20 protein-coding genes are annotated in these 22,540 nt (G+C 47.2%); 12 read left to right on the top strand and 8 right to left on the bottom strand.

What is annotated here, in order from left to right; all coding sequences use genetic code 11:
* Positions 1–61: 61 nt before the first annotated feature.
* Positions 62–1,363, bottom strand: coding sequence for a polysaccharide deacetylase (locus MKY92_RS03635; protein ID WP_339299194.1), 1,302 nt, complete (start codon positions 1,361–1,363; stop codon positions 62–64).
* 240 nt (positions 1,364–1,603) lie between these two features.
* On the opposite strand from MKY92_RS03635, the gene MKY92_RS03630 reads away from it, so the two are divergent.
* From MKY92_RS03630 to MKY92_RS03605, 6 genes are all read left to right on the top strand, one after another.
* On the top strand, positions 1,604–2,251 hold the full coding sequence (locus MKY92_RS03630; protein WP_076217183.1) for a DedA family protein: 648 nt from the start codon (positions 1,604–1,606) through the stop codon (positions 2,249–2,251).
* A gap of 171 nt (positions 2,252–2,422) precedes the next feature.
* Positions 2,423–3,937, top strand: coding sequence for a spore germination protein (locus MKY92_RS03625; RefSeq protein WP_339301670.1), 1,515 nt, complete (start codon positions 2,423–2,425; stop codon positions 3,935–3,937).
* Between the two features lie 20 nt (positions 3,938–3,957).
* Entirely contained in the window at positions 3,958–5,157 is a 1,200-nt protein-coding gene (locus tag MKY92_RS03620; RefSeq protein WP_339299192.1) for a Ger(x)C family spore germination protein, read from the top strand.
* A 15-nt stretch (positions 5,158–5,172) separates the two neighbouring features.
* Positions 5,173–5,409, top strand: a complete 237-nt coding sequence (locus tag MKY92_RS03615; protein WP_339299191.1) for a hypothetical protein — start codon at positions 5,173–5,175, stop codon at positions 5,407–5,409.
* Between the two features lie 21 nt (positions 5,410–5,430).
* Positions 5,431–6,555 carry an endospore germination permease gene (locus MKY92_RS03610; RefSeq protein WP_339299190.1) on the top strand — a complete coding sequence of 375 codons (1,125 nt, stop codon included), beginning with the start codon at positions 5,431–5,433 and terminating at the stop codon, positions 6,553–6,555.
* 46 nt (positions 6,556–6,601) lie between these two features.
* A complete protein-coding gene (locus MKY92_RS03605) occupies positions 6,602–7,699 on the top strand; it encodes an endospore germination permease (RefSeq protein WP_339299189.1) in 1,098 nt (365 codons plus the stop codon).
* A 93-nt stretch (positions 7,700–7,792) separates the two neighbouring features.
* Here MKY92_RS03605 and bcp read toward each other — a convergent pair whose 3' ends face one another.
* Genes bcp through MKY92_RS03585 form a run of 4 tightly spaced genes read right to left on the bottom strand, consistent with a single transcriptional unit; the run spans position 7,793 to position 10,936 of the window.
* Positions 7,793–8,257: a thioredoxin-dependent thiol peroxidase gene (bcp, locus tag MKY92_RS03600; RefSeq protein ID WP_339299187.1), complete on the bottom strand. Its 465-nt coding sequence runs from the start codon at positions 8,255–8,257 to the stop codon at positions 7,793–7,795.
* A gap of 45 nt (positions 8,258–8,302) precedes the next feature.
* Positions 8,303–9,088 carry an ABC-2 family transporter protein gene (locus tag MKY92_RS03595; protein ID WP_036614076.1) on the bottom strand — a complete coding sequence of 262 codons (786 nt, stop codon included), beginning with the start codon at positions 9,086–9,088 and terminating at the stop codon, positions 8,303–8,305.
* Positions 9,089–9,093: 5 nt separating this feature from the next.
* Positions 9,094–9,888 carry an ABC-2 family transporter protein gene (locus MKY92_RS03590; RefSeq protein ID WP_036614077.1) on the bottom strand — a complete coding sequence of 265 codons (795 nt, stop codon included), beginning with the start codon at positions 9,886–9,888 and terminating at the stop codon, positions 9,094–9,096.
* A gap of 1 nt (position 9,889) precedes the next feature.
* Complete coding sequence (locus MKY92_RS03585) at positions 9,890–10,936, bottom strand: ATP-binding cassette domain-containing protein (RefSeq protein ID WP_339299186.1); 1,047 nt, start codon at positions 10,934–10,936, stop codon at positions 9,890–9,892.
* Between the two features lie 215 nt (positions 10,937–11,151).
* Between MKY92_RS03585 and MKY92_RS03580 the strand changes: the two genes are divergently transcribed.
* On the top strand, positions 11,152–12,195 hold the full coding sequence (locus tag MKY92_RS03580; protein ID WP_124118727.1) for an LCP family protein: 1,044 nt from the start codon (positions 11,152–11,154) through the stop codon (positions 12,193–12,195).
* 131 nt (positions 12,196–12,326) lie between these two features.
* Positions 12,327–13,646, top strand: a complete 1,320-nt coding sequence (locus MKY92_RS03575) for a glutamate-1-semialdehyde 2,1-aminomutase (protein ID WP_339299184.1) — start codon at positions 12,327–12,329, stop codon at positions 13,644–13,646.
* A 138-nt stretch (positions 13,647–13,784) separates the two neighbouring features.
* Here the strand turns inward: MKY92_RS03575 and MKY92_RS03570 are convergent, their stop codons facing one another.
* A complete protein-coding gene (locus MKY92_RS03570) occupies positions 13,785–15,179 on the bottom strand; it encodes a PLP-dependent aminotransferase family protein (RefSeq protein WP_339299183.1) in 1,395 nt (464 codons plus the stop codon).
* Between the two features lie 156 nt (positions 15,180–15,335).
* Between MKY92_RS03570 and MKY92_RS03565 the strand changes: the two genes are divergently transcribed.
* The 4 genes from MKY92_RS03565 (at position 15,336) to MKY92_RS03550 (ending at position 20,149) form a co-directional block, all read left to right on the top strand.
* A complete protein-coding gene (locus MKY92_RS03565; RefSeq protein WP_339299182.1) occupies positions 15,336–16,271 on the top strand; it encodes a DMT family transporter in 936 nt (311 codons plus the stop codon).
* Positions 16,272–16,438: 167 nt separating this feature from the next.
* Positions 16,439–17,545: an endospore germination permease gene (locus tag MKY92_RS03560; RefSeq protein WP_339299181.1), complete on the top strand. Its 1,107-nt coding sequence runs from the start codon at positions 16,439–16,441 to the stop codon at positions 17,543–17,545.
* Positions 17,526–18,995, top strand: a complete 1,470-nt coding sequence (locus MKY92_RS03555) for a spore germination protein (RefSeq protein WP_339299180.1) — start codon at positions 17,526–17,528, stop codon at positions 18,993–18,995. Before MKY92_RS03560 ends, MKY92_RS03555 begins: the two co-directional genes overlap by 20 nt.
* Positions 18,992–20,149: a Ger(x)C family spore germination protein gene (locus MKY92_RS03550; RefSeq protein WP_339299179.1), complete on the top strand. Its 1,158-nt coding sequence runs from the start codon at positions 18,992–18,994 to the stop codon at positions 20,147–20,149. Before MKY92_RS03555 ends, MKY92_RS03550 begins: the two co-directional genes overlap by 4 nt.
* Positions 20,150–20,235: 86 nt before the next feature.
* Here MKY92_RS03550 and MKY92_RS03545 read toward each other — a convergent pair whose 3' ends face one another.
* Together MKY92_RS03545 and MKY92_RS03540 are read right to left on the bottom strand one after the other, a co-directional pair.
* On the bottom strand, positions 20,236–20,652 hold the full coding sequence (locus MKY92_RS03545) for a sensory rhodopsin transducer (protein WP_339299177.1): 417 nt from the start codon (positions 20,650–20,652) through the stop codon (positions 20,236–20,238).
* Between the two features lie 620 nt (positions 20,653–21,272).
* A complete protein-coding gene (locus tag MKY92_RS03540) occupies positions 21,273–22,514 on the bottom strand; it encodes a rhamnogalacturonan acetylesterase (protein WP_339299175.1) in 1,242 nt (413 codons plus the stop codon).
* Between the last annotated feature and the right edge of the window lie 26 nt (positions 22,515–22,540).

The raw sequence follows: 22,540 nt of genomic DNA, 5'->3' as shown, positions 1-22,540 counted from the left end.
GTAATCTATGATTCAGTGTTGCCCGGAAGTAGAGAGAATAGTCCTGCAAGAATGACTTTCTTTAGATCATTTTATACTTAAATATGCTGTTCATTGCCGAAATGGATCTGGAAGTGCCCGCCTTTACCGTCCACTCTGCTTCATTACTGGTTAAGGAATTCACCCTCAACCCCATCTGCTCCAGTAACTCACGTAACGGAACCCAGATGGTTCCACCCTGACTCTGTACTGCTTCCGTTTCAATTTTCCCTGTTGTTGTCAGTGTTCCGCTCACACTGTCTGCATGAATCGTTCTTTCCTTCCATACTGCTATGGCTGTCCTTGTTTCAGAGTCCCAGCGAGTACTGCCCCCGAATTTTTTCATGAAAGTACGCAAAGGCACCATGATTCGCTGACCCTCCATGCGGAACTCACCCGGTTGCAAGGTAGCCGCAGCCAATCCCACCTCTACCTTCAGCTTCTTGTTTGCAAGCCATAACGTCGCGTTCGCTTCTACATGTTCTGCGATCCAGGCCTTTCCTGGCGCCTTGCGGGCCTTATACTTACCATCTGGATGTACACGGAATTGAACTGGTTTATCCGTACTCTTTATGGTGTCAAAACGATATCCATGATCACGATAATATTTGATAATACCCGGGAGCGCCTTTACCGTTTCCGCATGTGCACCACCGTCATGCATCAGGACAATGACCGAACGTGCTCCCGCAGGTACTTTGGTCGAATTGCTGAGGATCTCTTTGGCCGGAACACCTTTACGTTTGGAATCCCCACTATCGACGTTCCAGTCCATGACGGTGTACCCGCCCAATTGGAGCAAATCAAAATAACTCTGGTCAAAATGCCCATAGGTACCACCTGGTGCTCGCACCAGATTCGGACGGAAACCGGTTATACGCTCCAGCACTTCCTCTGTCTGCTTAATCTGTTTCCAGAACACTTTAAAATCACTATACAGCTGTTCGTATTGATGATTAAATGTATGATTGCCCAAAGCATGTCCATCCTCCACAAGCCCCCGGATTAACTCCGGATAACGCTCTGCCTGCTCACCAAGCACAAAAAATGTAGCCAAAACCTTCTCCTTACGCAAAATATCCAATACTTCACGGGTATGGTTACCCGGTCCATCATCAAAACTCAGATAGACTACCTTGTCTTGAGTATTCTTATCTTCCGAGATTGGATCACCTGAGCCGGAAGCAGAAGATGCATAAGCCGTGCCTGCATATACAGTAAATGCACATAACAATATCGCAATTCGCACGAGAATGACAGACCATTGTCCAGATAAAAACATATGTATGGTTGTTGCAGAGTTTCCCCCTATTTCCTTGATTCTGAATTCCGGTCTCTGTACCATTTACGAATCGACCTCCACCGTCTCTAGTAATTTGCTGATAGACTTCAGCAGATTTGTTAGAATTATATGGAGACTACATGGAAAAAAGACGTGATTTTGTTTAATATTTTTTCACAATTTGCTATGTAGCCTGATTGATTCTTCGCTTCAGATTAGGTAGCATAATGAACAGGCAGAACACATTAAAACACCTTGGAGAGTATTCTTGCTCCCACCCCGTATTCAGGAGAGTGAAATCTATTGGAATTGCTTGAGAAGATCCAACATCTGTTTGGGTCCTACGGATACAGCGTATTGTTTTTTGGCTTGTTGCTTGAATTCATCGCACTTCCCTTTCCTGGTGAAACAACGATGGCTTACGCAGGGTTTCTCTCCTACAAGGGGCATCTCGACTTTGGAATCCTCACCATACTGGCTTTTCTGGGAACAACGATTGGCATGACAATCACTTATTTTATTGGAGCCAAAGCAGGACTGCCCTTTATAACAAGATACGGAAAATGGTTTCTGCTGAAGCAGGACAAGCTCGATAAAACGCAAAAGTGGTTCGCCAAGTATGGTAATGCCTTAATCTTCATCGGTTATTTCATTCCGGGAGTAAGGCATTTCACTGGGTATTTTGCGGGCATAGCCGCTGTTCCCTTTCGCAAATTTGCTCTCTACGCCTATTCAGGCGCACTGTTCTGGGTTGTACTGTTTCTGGGCATTGGCAAAATATTTGGCCCCCAGTGGAATGCCGTATTCCATCTGGCTCATCAATATGCAGCATATATCGTGGGAGGAATCGGCCTATTGCTTATCGCAGCCGTGCTCTATCGTTACCGCAAAGCATGGACAGCTAGATCCACCGTATCCAAGCCAGCCCCTGTTCGACAAAGACAAAAGTAAATTCTAACGAACGTCTATCTATAATAAGCAGGCAAGGAGTTGCGAATAATCGCGACTCCTTTTTTTGCGTTACCCTACGAAACGGAGAAAGCTTCATTCTTCTTTGTGATAATCCGAATTCATCCAGGTCATACTAACTTGCAAATATAGGATGTATAAGGAGGATACATGATGAGTGCATCGGTACAGGACGGTCAAGATCTGAAGAGAATCTCTCCAGATCTGAATGAAAATACAACGTACTGCAAGCAAGTCATGGGACACAGTAATGACTTGATGATCCGTCCTCTGCAATGTTTGCATAAATGGCCTGCCGTCATGCTGTACATTGATGGAATGGTCGATGTACAAATTCTAAATCACTCCATCATGGAATCCTTATTGCATAAGCGTGATCTTCCTGATTTTTCAGCAGATCATGAACATCTGAGTTACCTCCAAAATGATGTTCTGATCGCAAGTGATGTCCTGCTCGTCAATGATATGGATGAAGTGCTGAATGCTCTGTTGTCGGGATCAGCGATCTTACTACTGGAAGGATCTGTACGAGGATTGAAAATTGGCGCAGCAGGCTGGGAAGATCGATCCGTTGGAGAGCCTGTATCCCAAACCGTCGTTCGTGGACCGATGGAAGGTTTTAATGAGAATCTGCGTACCAACACTTCATTAATTCGCAAACGAATCCGAGATCCTCATCTCTGGATCGAAGAAAGAGAGATCGGTCGAGTTACCAAGACCCGGGTTGCTGTACTATATCTGGAACATGTCGTGGATCAGGAGATTGTGCAGGAACTAAGGCGAAGACTGGATGAGATTGATATCGATAGCATTCTAGAGGGAGGATACATCGAAGAGCTGGTTCAGGATAAGACAAGGACCATTTTCCCAACCGTATATAATAGCGAACGACCCGATACCGTGTCCGCGGCGCTACTGGAAGGCCGGGTTGCAATCATTGTCGACGGGACACCCTTTGTTTTAGTTGTTCCCGCCCTGTTTGTTCATTTCTTTCAGTCACCTGAGGATTATTATCAGCGAGCTGATATCAGTACACTGATTCGATTGATCCGATATCTGGCTTTTTTTATCGCGTTGCTCTCTCCATCCTTTTATATTGCCATTACCACTTTCCACCAGGAGATGCTTCCTACCAACCTTCTAATCAGTTTGGCAGCTCAGCGAGAAGGCGTTCCTTTCCCCGCCTTTATTGAAGCCCTGCTGATGGAGCTAACTTATGAAATTTTGCGAGAAGCGGGCATTCGGATACCAAAGACGGTCGGTCAGGCTGTGTCCATTGTGGGTACGCTTGTTATTGGTCAAGCCGCGGTGGATGCTGGGGTTGTATCTGCTGCAATGGTCATCATCGTATCCATCACTGCGATATCCAGTTATGTCATTCCTGAAAATGGGCTTTCCATCTCGGTACGCATGTTGCGGTTCGTTCTGATGATCTTGGCCGCTGCCTTCGGATTTTACGGCATCCTGATTGTATTGTTAATTACCATAACGCATCTTTGCAGCTTGCGTTCTTTCGGGGTACCTTATATGTCCCCTTTTGCACCCTTTATTCAGAAGGATCTCAAAGACACGATCTTTCGTGTACCCTGGTCTCGTATGAAGACTCGTCCACTCTCTACCAGCACAACAAATGAAGTTAGACAATCCACCAAAAAAACGAAGCGGTAATTCGGTAAGGAGCGCACACCATGCATAGATGCTTACGCTTAATATTATCCTGTGTCATTCTGCTTCCTCTCCTTACCGGATGCTGGGATCGGCAGGAATTGAATGAACTTGGCATTATGCTGGGTCTCGGCGTGGACAAAGATGGAGATCTGATCAAAGTAAGTGCTCAGGTCGTTGTTCCGAATGAGGTATCTTCCAAAGCAGGGGGAGGGAAAGGGACACCCGTTACACAGTACGAAGCGTCGGCTACAACCTTGTTTGAAGCCATTCAAAAATTAACGGAGACAAGCCCGCGCAGAATCTTCCTTGCACATATCCGGGTTCTGGTATTTGGTGAAGAATATGCACGTAAAAACGGAATATATGATGTTATTGAGGCGTTAATGCGCGAACCTACAGCAAGACCTGATTATTACGTCTTGGTTGCTAAGAATACTACTGCTTCCCAACTGCTTGACGTACTTACACCTTTAGATAATACTCCAGCTGAAAAAATGTATAATTCTCTCGATATATCTTCTAAGACCTGGTCTCCCACTACCACGGTCACCGGGGATGAATTACTGGAGTTCATGATATCGCCTGGCATCCAGCCCGTCATTACAGGTGTAGAGATCCTTGGTCCCAAAGGTCAAAGCGGGAATAAAGAGAATATATCGACCATTCGCTCACCAGCTCGCCTCAATACGACGGGACTGAGCGTGTTCAAGAAAGACAAGCTGATTGGTTGGTTAACGGAGGATGAATCCAAAGGCTACAATTATATCCGTGACAATGTAGAATCAACGGTCAACCATATGCCTTGTCGCAAGCAAGGCAACGTGACGTTTAAGGCGCTCCGTACAACAACGAAAAGAAAAGCAGAAATCGTAAATGATAAGCCCGTAATCCACATCGATGTCAAGAATGTCTCCTCCATCGGTGCAGTTGAATGCGGGATCAAGATTGGTTCGATGAAAGTTCTCAAAGAACTTGAAGCCGATAGTGAAGAACGATTAATTGAACTGATGCAGAACTCTGTCAATTCAGTAAAACGCAAATTCCATGTCGATATATTTGGTTTTGGACAGGAAGTGTACCATGCAGATCCCAAGTTCTTCAAGAAGATAGAAAATGAGTGGGATAAACATTTTGAAGAACTGGATATCAAGTACAAAACCAATGTGCAGATTAAACGTGTCGGTACACTGGATGATTCATTCAGAAACGAAGTAAAGTAAAGGAGTGAGAGAAGCTTGCTGATTACACTTGCGGTTATTGTCGTAGCAGCCATTATTGGCTGGATTGATCTGCCTGGTCTCATTCACCGGAAAGAGTGGCGAGAAACAGCCGTATACAGTGTAATGCTTCTCACCGCTACGGTGTTCGGCGTTATAGCTTCCAATCTATGGGAAATCCCTAGCCCACTTTATATCATCATGTGGATCTACGACCCTGTGAACCACATATTAGCACGATTGACTGGAACTTAGGAGATAAGGGAGGGGTATATCATGCTTGAAAAGGGAAGGATCGGAACAAGACAATTATCCACCCTAACATTTATGTTAGTGGTTGGAGACATGATGTTGATCTACCCTTCCGTTATCACGTCCTATGCCAAGCAAGATGCCTGGATATGTGCTCTTATCGGTGTTCCACTCGGAATGGCTCTCATGGCCCTGATTATGAAATTGGGAAGTATGCATCCAGGGGAGAATCTGGTACAGATTACCCGAAGTATTTTGGGCTTTTGGCCGGGTACCTTTTTGTCCTGCTTCTACTTGTTTTTCTTCCTGATTGGTACATCTACACATACTCGGGAAGTTGGCGATTTCATGACTTCCCAGATCTTACAGTATACTCCTATACGTGTCATCATTCTTATGTTTGTTATTGCTATAGGATGGGGTGTATACCATGGCCTGGAGACGATCGCAAGAACCAGTGAACTCCTGATACCAATCGTCATTCTTTTCACAATGGTACTCGCCATCTGTCTACTTCCACAGGTTGAAACCAGTAATCTGGAGCCAGTAGCAGACACGGGTGTTGTCTCCTTTGCGCAGGGCATTCTGGTGAGTATCATTTATCCCGTCGGCGAAACCATCCCCATTTTGATGGTCCTGCCCTACGTCGCAAACAGTGCCCACCGTTTGCGTGACATTATCTTTTCAGCAGGGCTCGGCAATCTAATCCTTGCTATTCTGGTTACCATATCCATGCTCGTTCTCGGCCCTTTCCTTACCCAACATAATATATACACTTCGTTTGTCTTGTCTCAGAAGATTAGCATTGGCGGATTTTTCGAACGCATCGAGGTCATTATGGCTTGCTCCTGGCTCATTGCTACCTACTTCAAAGCGATAATCTACTTATATGCCTTTATTGTTGGATGCGCAGAACTGTTCAAACTTAAGCATTTCAAAATGCTCATTCTACCATCGACACTGCTCGTTTATGGCATGGCCAATCTCGTCGCGCCCAGTCTGACATTTATTATCATCACCATCGTTCCGTACTGGGTAGATTGGGACACCACGTTAGGTATCATTCTTCCGGGTATGCTGGTTCTAATACAGTTAGTGAAGTCCCGAAGAAAATCCAAATCGCCACCTCAATCAGCCACTGAAGGATAATTCTGAGGAGTAATGTAACCATGGGAAGGAGCAGAAGGACATGTTGATGAAGGAAAAACTCACAATTCGGCAGTTCACCCTGCTCACCTTCCTGGTTATGATTGGAGATATGGTTCTGATCTACCCTTCAGTCGTTACTGCAGTAGGCAAACAGGACGCATGGTTCTGTTCTCTCATTGGTCTGCCGATCGGTCTTGGCATCATGTGGGTTCTATATAAATTGCATCGAACACATCCACAGTTGTCGCTTTTTGAAATATGTAACAAGTTACTCGGGGCCTGGGTTGGTTCTGTGCTTTCAGTTGCCTATCTATTTTATTTCGCGATAGGTGCAGCCATATGTGTCCGTGAGGTCGGTGACTTCATGACGACCCAGATCTATCTACAGACCCCGATCCGGGTCATTATTCTAATGATCATTTGCTCCTTGGCCTGGGGGCTCATCCATGGTTTTCGTACGATAGGATTAAGCTCCGAGCTGTTAACCCCCATCGTTGTGGTGTTTATAGCTTTTCTCTTCCTTGGGCTTCTTCCTCAAGCCAAGAGCGCTAATCTTCAGCCTTACTTTGATATTCCCTGGATACATTTGGTAGACTCTGTCATCCGCGGAGCATTTACTTCCTTTGGTGAACTTATTGTTCTTTCCGTATTCCTCCCCTACGTGAACCCAGGGCCTCATCTCAAACGGGATTTCTTGTTGGCTACGTTCTTTGGGGGATTACTATTAAGCTTGTTATTGCTGATCTCACTCATGGTGATGGGACCTACTCTGACGCAGCACAGTATCTATATCTCATATGCTCTTTCACAGAAAATTAATATCGGTAATTTCTTCGAACGAATTGAAGCCTTTATGGCTATTGCCTGGTTGATCTCTACCTATTTCAAAAGTCTGCTGTATCTATTTGCTTTTGTGCTGGGAACAGCACAATTATTTCGATTAAAGACGTACAAGCCTCTCATCCTGCCTTCTTCCCTGCTTTTATTTGCCCTGGGTGTTCTGATTGCTCCAAATGTTATTTTCTATACGGATACGATCATGCCCGTGTGGGTAGACTGGGATATCACCGTAAGCTTCATCATTCCCTTGTTTCTTTTGTTGGTATATCGCATTCGTTCACGCAAGCATAAGCAACAGTTATAAAGGACTGGAAATCCGCATATGCAAAAGGCTGTGTTCACGGCAAATTCCGCGAACACAGCCTTTATATTGTTAATTATATGTTGCCGGAGCATCTTATATGGACTTCAGCGCCTCAAGTGCTGCCTCGATATGTCCTTTGACCCGAACCTTGGACCAGTCCTTGAACAATTTCCCCTCTTCATCAATTAGAAAAGTGGAGCGAACCATCCCCATGTACTCCTTGCCATACATTTTCTTCAGCTGCCATACACCGTATTGCTCGGCTACAACATGCTCTTCATCCGATAACAAGGTAAACGGCAGTCCATATTTGGCAATAAACTTGTCATGTTGTTTCATCGGATCGGTGCTGATCCCGAGAATGACCGTGTTCAGTCCCTCAAATTCAGCATGTCGATCCCGGAAGTCACAAGCCTGTTGCGTACAGGACGAAGTCATATCCTTAGGGTAAAAATAAAGCAGCACCCGCTGTCCACGGTAATCCGAAAGCTTTACCGATTCTCCCGTACTGGACGGAAGCTCAAAATCCGGTGCCAATTCGCCTACTTTTAACGTCATGTCAGTTCCTCCCTAATCTCCCCCATGAATTGTTATAGGGCGTTATTATGAACCTGCTCCGCGATACCGCTTCACGCCAAAATTCCACAAAAGCAAGCCCATGGAGCCAAACACCAATCCCATCACAGGTGTAAGCAGCGCCATGCGATGCATCTCGGACCTTTCCAGGAACAAGGCTGCGGGATAGATCCCCACGAAGGCAAACGGAATGATCCAGGTTAACAGCACCTGAATGGCACGGTTATAGATTGTTACCGGGTAGCGTCCATATCCTTGAATGTTATACATCAACGGCAGGATACCTGTTGGCGCGTCCGAATAAAAGGATAGTGAAGTCAATGTGGTGTAGATGCCCGCATAGATCATGACTGAGCTGAGTGCCAATATAATTAAGGCAGGGATATGCCACCACTCCAGCATCAGGCCCATCTCCGCTCCGCTGAAGATCATGATGATCAAGCCGATAAACGAGCCCACGAGTGCAGGCGGGTCTACATTTTCAAGCAATATCTGGAACAGGTTATGTGCAGGACGTGTCAGGATCCGATCCATCTCACCTTTGACGATGTACCGCTCACTGAATCCCCACAGATTGATAAAACAACTGAAGATGCCATAGGGCACCATAAAATATCCATAAACAAAGAGTACTTCACTCTCACTCCAGCCGCCCAGGTTATCCGTGTGACGGAAGACCACAAAGATAAAGATCAGGTTGGTTGCCTGGAACAGCAGATCCGATAGGATCTCCACCCAGAAATCAGCACGGTACGTGAGTCGTGTTTTCATGTAATTTTTCAAATATTCCCAGATCAGACCCATATAGTACATATCTGTTATCCCCCTTGCACGAACAGACGCTTGCGCGCCTTACGCCAGATCAATACCATCGGAAGCAGCAGTACGGCAAACCAGAACACCTGAATACCGAGTACACTCCAGATGGCGGTACCTTCCACTCTTCCAGTGAACACAGAACCGGGCAGATACGTAATGGCCTGAAAAGGCAATACTTTCATCACCGCAGACATCCAGCCTGGATACAGGCTGATCGGGATGATTAGACCGGAGAACAAATCCACCACGACGCGTTTCATACGCATCATGCCTTCATTGTTTTCCACAAAGAATGCCGCCAGTCCCGTTATCACATTAATCTGGGAATTAATGAGGAAACTGAAGAACAGCATGACGAGAAAGCCAATCCACGCCGATGGCGCCGTAGGCAATTCAACCGGGAACAGCAGAATGGCGATGAGCATCCCTGGAATCATGAGCAGCAGGAAGCGGAAAATGCCTTCACCAAGCCCTTGCATCATTTTGACCATAACGTAATTGATCGGCCTGATGAATTGAATCGCAATGGAGCCATCCCGTATATCTGCGGCAATCTCCCGGTCCAGGTTGTTAAAGTAAAAGGCACGTGCCATCCAGGATACAGCGATGTAAGTGGTCATCTGCGCTGCCGTGAAGCCGCCGAGTTCACCACTGCTACCGTAAATGGCTTGCCAGGTAAAGTAATACACGCCGATATTCAGCGTATATATCAAAATGCCGGAGTAATAATTCACCCGGTATGCCAGCATCGTTAGAAAACGGATGCGCATAAAATCAATAAATGCACTATTCATCTCAGGATACACCCACCGCTTCTTTCCCTGCTCCCACAATCTCGGGACGCTCGGCGGAACCGGATTGGTAAATACTCCGCACAATCTCATCCGTATTGATCTCGATAATCTGAATATCGGTAATATCAGCCTGTCCAACGACACGTCCGAGTACATCCGAAACATTCAGTTCCAGCGGAATCCATACAGATGCGGACAATTCATTCTCTACCGTCCAACGCACAGGCAAAGCAACAGTCCATTCTTGCATCTGAGCTATGTTGTGAGCCGAGCCAAACTTGAAGCGGATCTCCCGCTCCTTACCCCACTGGGACTTGAGATGATCCAGACCTCCATCATAGATGATGTTGCCTGCATCAAGCATGATCACCCGGGAACACAGGGCCTCAATGTCCTGCAAATCGTGGGTTGTGAGCAGAATGGTTGTTCCATGCTCTTTGTTCATGTCTTTCAAGAAATCCCGAATTTCCGACTTCACGACAATATCCAAGCCAATGGTTGGCTCGTCCAGGAAAACAATACTCGGGTTGTGCAACAAGGCTGCCACTAACTCGCAGCGCATACGCTGACCAAGACTGAGCTTCCGCACCGGACGGCTTAGCAGGTCCTGAAGCTGTAATCGTTCAACCAGTTCATCCAGCCGTTTGCGGAAATCGACCTCTCCGACACGATATACTTTGCGCAATAAATGGAAGGATTCGATAACGCCAATATCCCACCACAATTGGCTGCGCTGACCAAAAACAACACCAATATTCTGTACAAACTTCTCCCGTTCCTGATACGGAACATATCCACCAACCGATATTTGCCCTGAAGTAGGCACCAAAATGCCGGTCAACATCTTGATCGTTGTTGATTTACCGGCACCGTTCTCCCCAATATATCCGCATATTTCGCCTTGCGGAATCTGAAATGAAATATCATTTACAGCCAATACCTCTTGGTATTGACGTGCAAACAGGTCCTGGAACGCGCCCTTCAGCCCACCTCGGCTTTTCTGGACGCTAAACGACTTGCGCAAATCTTTGACATCAATCGCCAGCATGATTATACCTCACTTGGATTTTGTTGAAATTGCTTGTAGCCCAAAAAGAAATTATAATGGTATCAGTCAAAATTCAGCAAGCTTTAAAAATAGTCTGGAGCCGCGTCCTGTGCCTGATGACGATGGAGACGTGAGCGGAAAGCTTCGGCTAGATTATAACAGAAACAACTTTGGACTTATTTTATATTTTATCTCAAATACAAAGGAGAGCTAGCATGACCAGAAAGACGAAGAGAACCATCTGGATTTCTCTTGCCGCCTTCGTGTTAATTATTGGAGGAGCAGCGGCATATTATTTCGGTTCTATTCTCAATCAGTTGGACGGTTTGGCAAAAGACGGTGACGAATCACCATTCGCAGGTATCGAAAATGTGGAGAAAGTAAATACTCCTGACCCACCCAAATGGGAAGGCACAGAAACGGTAAATATTCTCGTTATGGGTGTCGATGCGCGTGGATTGAAAAAAGGTGAAGTTCCCCGCTCCGACAGCATGATGGTTGTATCGCTCGACCCACTCACCAAAAAAATTAATCTGTTCTCCATTCTACGTGACACTTACGTCAATATTGACGGATATGGCAAGGAGCGGATCAACACCGCTATCACCCATGGTCCTAATGCAGCGATGCAAGCTGCCGGCGACCTGCTCGGTATTCCTGTACAGTATTATGTGTATACGGATTTCCAGGGATTCATCAAATTGGTGGATGCCGTTGGCGGTGTTGATTTTGATGTGGAGAAAGACATGCACTATACAAGTAAAGCAGACAATAACGAATACGATATTGATCTCAAAAAAGGGTATCAGCATCTGGATGGCGAGACAGCGCTCATGTACGTTCGTTTCCGTCATGATGCGATGTCGGATTTCGCTCGTTCCGAGCGTCAGCGTGAATTGCTGAAAGCTGTAACAGCTAAAATGCAGTCAACCACTACCATTGCCAAACTGCCTGCCATTCTGGAACAGGTTAATCCTTACGTAGATACGAATCTGACACTCTCCGACATGTGGAAGCTGGGTGGACTCGGATACCAGAGCAGCATGAATGGCAGTGAGCAGATTCCGCCAATGAACCTGCTAAAAGAAGAACGTACAGCAGGTGGTGCGCAAGTATTGACGGTTACCAATGAAGAGAAATTGAAGCAGCATATTCAGGATATTATTCACCCGCCTGCTACAACGGATGATAGTACAACCAGCACCGAAGATAAAACAGCCAGTGGTGACGATCAGAAGTCAGAGCAACCGGCTCAGTAATCTAAACATGCAGAGGGCAGCCATTACGCTGCCCTCTCGTTGTGCCCGGCTATACTATTATGAGAAAATCATCATATCTTTCTGTGGCTTGTTTCTTTATCATATTTTGAATGACGAAAGGAAGTTATCTTATGAATACATCACGTTCCCGATCCGAACTTCTATACGCAGAAGCACTTGAACATATTGTAGGAGGTGTTAACAGCCCTTCACGCTCGTTCAAAGCCGTTGGTGGCGGTGCACCTGTATTTATGAAAAAAGCCCAAGGGGCCCACTTCTGGGATGTCGATGACAACCGTTATATCGATTATCTGGCCGCTTACGGTCCGATTGTTACAGGACATGCCCACCCTCACATTACGCAGGCCATTACAGAAGCGGCAGCAAATGGAGTACTGTATGGTACCCCAACAGAGCTGGAGATTAAGCTCGCCAAAATGCTGAAGGAAGCTATTCCTTCCATGGATAAAGTGCGTTTTGTAAACTCCGGTACAGAGGCTGTCATGACCACAATTCGGGTAGCTCGTGCCTACACTAAACGCAACAAGATTGTAAAATTCGCCGGATGTTACCACGGTCACTCGGATCTGGTGCTTGTGGCTGCCGGTTCTGGCCCTTCTACGCTGGGTATCCCGGATAGTGCAGGCATTCCAACCAGTATTGCGCAAGAGGTCATCACCGTGCCTTACAATGATCTGGACAGCCTCAAAGCTGCACTGGAGCGTTGGGGTGACGATGTTGCCGCGGTCATGGTTGAACCGATCGTGGGTAACTTTGGTATGGTTATGCCGGAGCCTGGCTTCCTGGAAGGCCTCTGTGCCATGACACGTGCTAACGGCTCACTGGTTATCTATGACGAGGTCATAACGGCTTTCCGTTTCCATTACGGTTCTACTCAGACGTATGCCGGACTCGATAATCATGCGGAGATTGAACCCGATCTGACGGCTCTTGGTAAAATTATTGGCGGCGGCCTGCCAATCGGTGCTTACGGCGGCCGTAAACACGTTATGGAGCAGGTTGCCCCACTAGGCCCTGCTTATCAGGCGGGAACGATGGCTGGTAACCCTGCATCCATCTCGGCTGGTATCGCATGTCTGGAGGTCCTGCAAGGTGCGGGTGTGTATGAAGAGATGGAACGTCTTGCTATCGACCTGACAGCAGGTCTGCAAGCTTCTGCTGACCGTCACGGGATTGCACTGACGATCAACCGGATTCGCGGTGCATTCTCCACCCATTTCTGTAATCATCCGGTGACGAACTACGATCATGCTCAAGACACGGATGGAGAGCTGTTTGCTTCCTTCTTCCGTCACATGCTGAACCGTGGCATTAACCTGGCTCCATCCAAATATGAGGCCTGGTTCCTGACCACGGCTCATACAGACGAGGATGTTCAAGCTACATTGGAAGCCGCAGAAGCTTCCTTCAAGGCGATGGCTCAGGAATAAATTAGATTATTTCCATCTACCATATAGCGTACAAGCTGTATGGTAGATGGATAACAATTCATGGAAAAGGCGTCCAACAAGTGATCAACTTGTGTGGACGCCTTTTGTTATCTACCGACAATATTCCGATTCTTTAAGTTATTTCTGCCTGATCTGAAGTTTCAAAATTTCCTCCCGGATCTTCTGTATCCCTTCCTCGATTCGCTGCTTCGGCACATTGGAGATGTTCAATCGCAGCATTTGATCCTGATGCACCTGATAGGTTCCCTCCGGATAATACCGTTCTGTCGTATCAACGATGACTCCGCGCTTTTGAAGCCGGGACAGCAGAACACGAAGCGGCATATCACCCGCCAAAGGTAATACGGTATGCTCCCCTCCTGTTCGAGGAGCGTCCATAAATGGAGCAAAGTCTGGATATGTGTCCAATTGCTCATGCACCGTGTCCATCCGGGCAGCATAGCGGTTACGAATCACTTTCCTGTGATGAGCAAACATTCCGCTGTGGACATAGATCTCCAGAGCAGCTTGAGACAGAACGGAAGTGTCGATATCGAGCATTTTTTTGTAAGCCCCAAAAGATTGAATTAGTGGTGAGGGCAGAACAGCTACACCAATGCGGAGACCTGGAAACAAAATTTTGGAGTAACTCTTCAGATAGATGACCCGGCCTTCGGTATCATAGGACCATAGCGGGTCCTGTTTCGTATTGTCCTCCAGATCAGCCAGATAATCGTCCTCCACCAGATAAACATCGTACCGCTGTGCAAGCCGGATCAGTTTCTTTTTCTCAGCAGCAGTCAACGATGTGCCAATCGGATTGTGAAAGCGCGGCATGACATAGAAAAACTTGATATCTTCCTCAGCGAAATGACGTTCAAGCGATGCCCAGTCCAGCCCATCAAGGGCACGCCTCACACCGGCAATCGGCACATTCAATCCACTCAGTAGCGAGGGCATATTGTGATAGGTCGGTAGTTCAAGCAATACTTTTCTCTTTCCATTGGGAAAAGGCATCAATGCAAGTACAGCCAGTGCCTGTTGCACACCTGATGTGATAAAGAACTGCTCTGTTCTCGCAAACACCTGATAATCCGCAAACTGCTTCTGCAACAGCATGATAAGCGAAGGTAATCCCTGATCCGTGCCATACATAAATAACTCTGCCTGTTTCTTCTCCATCGCCTGATCCACACAATGACGAAAGTCTGCATAAGGGAACACCCTTGGATCGGGAGCAGCTGAAGCAAAGTCCAACGCTCCCTGCCAGTCCATGTCCTGAGCACCTGTCCCGTTCTGTACGGCATAATAACCGGATTGAGGTATGGCATACACCAAATGCCGCTGTTCCAGCCACTCATATGCACGAATTGCTGTGCTTACACTGCATTGATATTGTTCTGCTACAACTCGAACGGCTGGAAGACGGATGCCCTTATCTGCCCACTGGCGACGATCCTGCTGCAGCATCTGTTCCTGGATCCAATGCTTTAATGCTTCGGCAATCACTTCGTATTTTCTCACTGCACCCATCCCCCCACAACTGTACCGTTACAGTTTACCCTTTTATCTATTGTAGCACGATGCACCTGGCAGTATATTGAATAAGGCCAGCACGTGCCTCGGACCTGACATAATTCAGGATAACGAAAGATAAAGCGCTATGACTACTGTATTGGAGGAGCATTCATGAACACAACACACACTCGGGGATACGCTTATATCGCAGCTGTATTGTACGCAGCTATAATTGGTCTATCTTTTTTATTTGTTAAAATGACCGTCACTGTTGCACATCCCATTGATGTGCTTGCCCACCGATTCGCGCTGTCGCTGATCGTTGTCAGCATTCCTGTCATTCTGGGTTGGATCAAAATACGACTTAGCCTTCGTGATCTGTGGAAAATTATTCCACTAGGGCTGTTATCTCCTGTCTTATTCTTTGCCTTTCAAGCCTTTGGACTTGTCTCTTCCAACTCATCGGAAGCGGGTATTATTCAGGCCATGGCCCCTGTATTCACACTTGTTCTCGCTTCAGTCTTCCTGAAAGAACGCACATCCACGATGCAGAAGCTGTTCCTGCTTCTATCTGTTGCAGGAGTGGTCTTTATTTTCATCATGCAAGGAAGCGGCATGTCTATAGGTAACCTGAAGGGCATTGCATTATTGCTGCTATCCACAGTCTGTTTTGCAGGGTATGGTGTGCTTGCAAGACCATTAACCCAGAAGTACAAACCAATGGAATTAACCTGGGTCACACTGATGGTTGGCTGTATCGTATTTAACGCAGCTTCCCTGATCCGGCATGCGTCCAGCGGTTCCATGATGGACTACATCAAACCACTTGGAGATACATCCTATCTGGGTGCACTCGCCTATCTAGCGATCCTCTCCACCATGGTCTCCACCCTGCTCGCGAGCTATGCTTTGACTCATCTGGAGGCTTCGCAAATGAGTGTATTCAGCAATCTGTCCACGCTTATCTCCATCGTAGGAGGTGCATGGATATTACATGAACCAGTAGGTAGCTACCACTATATTGGTGCATTGTTGATTATCGCCGGTGTGCTTGGCACCAATATGAGCGGTCGCAAACAGAGGCTGATCAGTCGGATCAAAGCGTGAAAGAGATTCTTGTCGAAGGGACTCGTGAGGCCAGGAAGATCGCCCGGGAAACGATGCTAGAGATACGAGAAGCCATGGGCACTCGTTATTTCGACTGACGGTATGAAGCGCTCCATTCACGTTAACACTGCTGAGGACAGTCTATTGAAAAAAGGGGACTCCTCAGCATGAAACGAACACAGCCTTCATTTTTACAAGCTATGATGTTGATCATGTTATCCGTTGGCTTGATCAGCCATGTTCTGATTATTCCTGCCCTTTTGGCTGCGGCCAAAAGGGATTCTTGGATTTCCGTCCTATTATCAACCGGACCATTTCTCGTATTTGCGCTAATGCTCGCCTATGTCTCTCGCTTCCTCCAGCATCAAACCCTGCATGAATGGCTATCATCCCGTCTCGGCAACACCATTGGCCTGTTCTTTCGAGTTGGAAACAGTCTTTTTTTTCTGAGCGTAATTTATTTCACCCTACACGATACAACGACTTGGGCCAAAACAAACTACCTGACAGAGACACCTGTTTTGGTAACCAGTATTGCATTGATGTCCCTCTGTGCTTACGCTGCGTATAAAGGTATTCGCTCACTTGCTTTTACAGCAGGATTGATCCTGCCACTGGTGGTGTTATTAGGGTTCTATGTCTCTATCGTGAATACTCAATACAAGAATTACAGCCGTCTGCTTCCCGTTCTTGAACACGGATGGCATCCTGTACTTAATGGCATGGTATACAGTCTTGCAGGCATGTTTGAACTGCTGTTCATCTGGTACATCCAACCCCACCTCACCAAACGTATACGTGTATGGCAGTACCTCATGCTGGCACTCATTATTGTGGGGCTGACTGTCGGCCCACTCATTGGGGCCATTGTGGAATTTGATCCTTTTGAAGCTGCCAAAATGCGATATCCCGCCTTTGAAGAATGGAGAATTGCCTCGTTGGGCAAATATATCGCCCAAACCGACTTTTTCTCCATCTATCAATGGCTCGCCGGATCGTTTACCCGAATTAGTCTCGCCATGTATATTGTAGTAGAAATATGGAATATTAAGAACGCCACCAGAAGGCTCATCAGTTGTATCTCTTTAGGCGTTTTCTTTATTCTTGTCATGTTGTACCCTCTGGATGATATGACCTTCGAAAAACTTCTGGTCGAATACATATTCCCGTTCAATCTCGTGTATCTGAGCGGACTTGCGATTATAGCAACGACGGTTGCCTTTATCCATTCACGTCATCAGAGGAGGAAACATCATGGAGCATCAGAAGATTGACACCACGTCCCATGAAACACTGCTGGCCTCATTACAAGATCAATTTGATCCGTGCGCCGATGTCGTTCTTCAAACTTTTCCAGCCAAAGGTGAAAACGGCCTGCAAGTGATTGCACTATATTGCGAAGGCTTAGTCGATGCAAAACAAATCAATCAGTTTATTATCCCTCGTCTTGAACAGCATTCCATGCATTTGGAAGAGACACATCCCAAAGAAATGAAACTAGCCATGAATCCGGTAGAAGATTTAAATGACACCGACAATCTGAATTTATTAATTTTTAGCGGACAACTGCTACTGATTTTCGGGAATGGAGACCACGCGTGCAGTCTGGATATCGCAAGCATTCCAGGTCGAAGCCCGGAAGAGTCTGCCTTGGAGTCATCAGTAAAAGGGCCACGCGACGGATTTACAGAAGAACTATCCGTAAATATTGCCCTTATCCGTAAACGAATGAAAACCTCTTCGATGTGTTATGAAAAGTATGTAAAAGGCGGACGTACACAGACGGCCATTGGCCTATTGTATATTAAAGATGTTATTAATCCTGATATCCTGAAAGAAGCCCGGAGTAACCTTGATCAGATTGAGATCGATGGCATTATCGGCAGCTCCGTTATGGAACGGGCTGTTATGGGTGGTGTTCGCAGTATATTTCCACTTACGGATAACACGGAACGGCCAGATTTTGTGGTTGATTCCTTGCTAAATGGACGTTTTGCTGTTTTGATTGAAGGTTCGCCGGTAGCTATCATCGCCCCAACCACCCTGTTTAATCAGTTGAAGTCCCCGGAGGATGAGAGCACACCATTCTTCATCGTTACCCTTGAGCGAATTTTGCGAATTTCCGGGCTATTGATCGCCTGTTTCTTTCCCGCTTTCTATATCGGCCTGACCAGCTTCAATGTGGAACAGATTCCTCTGCCTCTTCTCGCAACTATTACCGGAACACGTATGGGCTTACCCCTGCCGGTAACATTGGAGGCATTCCTGATGATCTTCATGTTCGAACTGTTTAATGAAGCCGGCCGCAGACTCCCACGCGCCTTGGGACAGACGGTCAGCGTAGTTGGTGGACTGATTATCGGTGATGCGGCCATCCGTGCAGGAATAACGTCTCCTACCATTATTGTAACGGTAGCGATCTCTGTTATCTCCAGCTATATACTGGTGAATAATGTTCTGAGTGGTGCGACAGCTCATATCCGCATCGCAATGCTTGCCATATCCTCCATACTTGGACTATTTGGTTTTATGATTGGATTATTTGCTCTACTGGTCCACATCGTATCACTGGAGTGTTATGGTGTATCCTATCTGGCCCCTGTGTCTCCCTACATTCCCGAAGACTTCACCCAAGCCGTATCCATGCATTCCTCGATGAAACGAACCAAGCGCCCAGCCGCACTTCATACCCAGGACTCCACCCGTCGGAGAAAACGTCCTTGACAAGATGGGCATCCTTGAGCGGTCTAATTGTATGTTGCTTGATCCTGCTAACGGGGTGCTGGGACTCCAAAGAGGTACAGAGCATTAACTTTATTACGGCGGTAGGGATAGACTATAAGGATGATCGATATATTACTTACGCTCAACTGATTGATTTCTCAAGTATTGCTAAACAGGAAGCACCAACTTCTCGGGAGGCAAAGGATATCTGGATTGGGCGGGGAGAAGGCACAACACTCAGTATGGCTATTAATGATCTATATGAGACTTCACAACAGCAAACACTGTGGACCCATGTCAAAGCCATTGTTTTATCCAAAAATGTGCTGAACGGACGACTCGAAGATACTTTTAATACACTGTTGCATTCCGGTCAGTTGAGATATACACCATGGATCTACGCTACAGAGCAGGACATTCCTGAAGTGCTCTCTCCTTCGGTCTTGCTGAATCAATCCGCCCAGACGATCGAGATATTTGAGCCTATGAGGTTATACAAACAGCATTCCGGTTACGAACCTATCCGGCTCCATCAGCTTCTCGATGGATTACGGGAACCGGCTTCCGTCGTTCTTTTACCTTCGGTTTCAACAAGGAATGAGACCTGGTTCAACGGCGATAAGACGCCACCCCTTGTTAAAATGGATGGATTTTATGTCATTTCCAAAAGCAAAAGTCAGGGGAGAGTTGGGGGAGCAGAAGCAGATGGTACACGATACGTAAATTATGAGCGAGTACATCAGTACCCACTATACGTATATGGGAATGGTGGGAAAACTCCTGATTTAACCTTGTTGCTTCATCATCCCAAGACAAAAATCAAGGCGAGGAAACAAGGAGATGGCGTCACATTTGATCTGGTTACCTCGGCCAGAGGCACCATCACTGAAGATCATGGGGCTCCTCGGTCTCCAGATGCCATGGAACAAGAAGCCGAGAAACAAATCGAATCCCAAATCCGAGATACGTTCGAAAAAAACAAGTCGCGCATGATTGATTCCTATGGTCTTGTGGAACACTTATATCGCCACAACCTTCCCTTATGGAAACAGGAAGTCGATAACCGGGCGGATCCACTCAAACGTTTTAAACTCGGTAAAGTGGAGGTCCACGTGGATATCCTGAATGCGAGCACGTATAAATACAGCGAATAAATGAAAAAATAGAAGCCCCGTACCTGCATTGAATGCAAGGTTACGGGGCTTCTTGCCATCTCCAACTATGCTGTCGATTAGGGAAGTTATCCTAATGGATACGCCATGACACTCATCAAAGCCAATTCAGGCTGGGTCGTGTCCAAACGGCTGTACTGGACGATAACGGGGATGTTGCTCGAAACCGTAATCGCATAAGGCACGCCCGGCGGAATAGACTGCTCCCTGGATCGTAGCGATGCAGTCCGAATATGCTTCGTCCTTCTTGCTGGCACTTCAGCGACCATACCTTCGAGTGGTTCTCTGTCTTCAAAATAAATCGTGATGTGCAGCTCCGCATCCGCGGCACTGGTGTTCAGTACACAGATGCTCTCATGACTCTCCAATGTGCCCCGGCTCTCCGGGGGAATGTAACCATCCGGAATGACCCAGTAGGTGTGACCTGTAGCTGCTGAAACATTCTTCCGGGCAGATGTGCCTAATTCTGTCTGGTCAGGTGTCATTGAAATACCTCCTCCTTTTTTTTGCGAATGCAATATAGGTTAAAAATCCGTGGGCTCGCGGGGCAGTCGCTTCGGCGGGCGGATCGGGCTACAGGCCGCTGTTGGCTCGGGATTTCTTCTATTCCCCCTCAGCAGGGGAAATCCCGCTCCAAAGGCGGACGCTTCGCTCCCTCTACCCGATTCCGTCCTCCTCCGCTGCTACGCTCGCCTGTTTTTTAAAAGGTTATTGCCTTCGCTCTTCGCTGGGCAACTTTTGCTGGCTCGTTACTTCGTTTAACTCGCTACAGCTTTTAAACCCTGAATAGCTCGCAGGGCAGTCGCTTCGACGGGCGGATCGGGCTGTGGGCCGCTGTTGGCTCGGGATTTCCATTCATTCCCCCTCAGCAGGGGAAATCCCGCTCCAAAGGCGGACGCTTCGCTCCCTCTACCCGATTCCGCCCTCCTCCGCTGCTACGCTCGCCTGTTTTTTAAAGATTATTGCCTTCGCTCTTCGCTGGGCAACTTTGTTTCGCTCGTTATTTCGTTTAACTCGCTTCGAGTAAATACAGACGCACAGGACTTAAAATTCTGCGGTAGCTTATCTCCTAGGGCAATAAAATTAGATCCTCTACTGATACTTTCTACCGCAGATACATCTGCAACGGTTGCAATTGCAACTCGCGGATGGCTTCTGCCACCTGCTGGGCAAGGCGGCGGGCGCCGCGTTCCTGAAAATGCGTGTTATCCTCCACGCCTGAGGGGAAGTTCACATACTCGCCTGGCAGTACCCACATAAAGTCATCCTTAGTGCCTTCAACACCCGCTTGCTCGAACAGAAGACGGCTGCGCTCAGCCAGATCGATCAGCGGAACATCTTCCTCTTCCGCCAGCTCACGAACGGCGATGATATAATCGCCGTGCGTATCGGTCAATGTGCCATCATCCGCAAAATAGCGACGATGCACCGGGGTGATGAGCACCGGACGAGCCTTGGCTTCGCGTGCAGCGTCGATATACTTTTTCAAATATTCCTTATATGTTGTGAATGGGTCCGTCCCACGTTCAGGGTCCGGCTTCTCATCGTTATGTCCAAATTGAATAAATAAAAAATCCTCTGGCTTCATTCGCTCCAGAATGGCGCTTAATCTGCCTTCATTAATAAAGCTGCGAGAACTGCGCCCTGACTGGGCGTGATTATCCACTGCCACATCATGTTTGAACTGTGCTGGCAATAACTGGCCCCAACCGCAATACGGATATCCGCTTTCCGGCTGATCTGTTACGGTTGAATCCCCCGCAAGAAATACGGTCATGGTCTGATTCGCAAGAGTAATCTCTAACGCATTGATTCTCGGTGCAGGACCGGAGAATGACAGACGAAGTCTGCCGCCGCGAACAACAACCGAGAATCTTACCTCTGCGCATTGTCCAGGAAGTGTGCGAATGGTTGGCAGTACAAGCCTGCCTTCACCAGCTTTCACGCGGGTCACTGTCTCAGCCAATTCATCCCCTGCAACAAGTAATACTTGGTAAGTTCCGTCGGGAACATCCACGATGAACGATGCTTTGAGCGGAATACAGAAGCCTGAACGCAATCGGGCAGACATGGTTGTCTGCCCCGGATTGATATGATGTTGTTTTGTGGGATCCGACACATCGTCATCACGAATGCGTTGTTTCTCATACACCAGAGATCCTGCCTCGAATCCGTATCCTCCGCGTTCCTCATATGCGGTTGTTGCAGTTACTTTCAGATAATCCCCTGTCTCATCTGCTCTTCCCGAGTCTGGTCCAAAGTTAAACTTCCAGCTGGTCACGGACACTGCCTGGCCCTCTGCCGCTGCCTCCATGGCAACGGCCTGACTACCCTGAGCTTTATTCAAAAGCGATACCCTCCTTGGTTAACTTT

This window comes from Paenibacillus sp. FSL R5-0623 (assembly GCF_037974265.1).
GTDB lineage: Bacteria > Bacillota > Bacilli > Paenibacillales > Paenibacillaceae > Paenibacillus.
The sequence above is the reverse complement of the archived record's forward strand: the minus strand, read 5'-3'. Positions and strand labels throughout refer to the sequence as shown.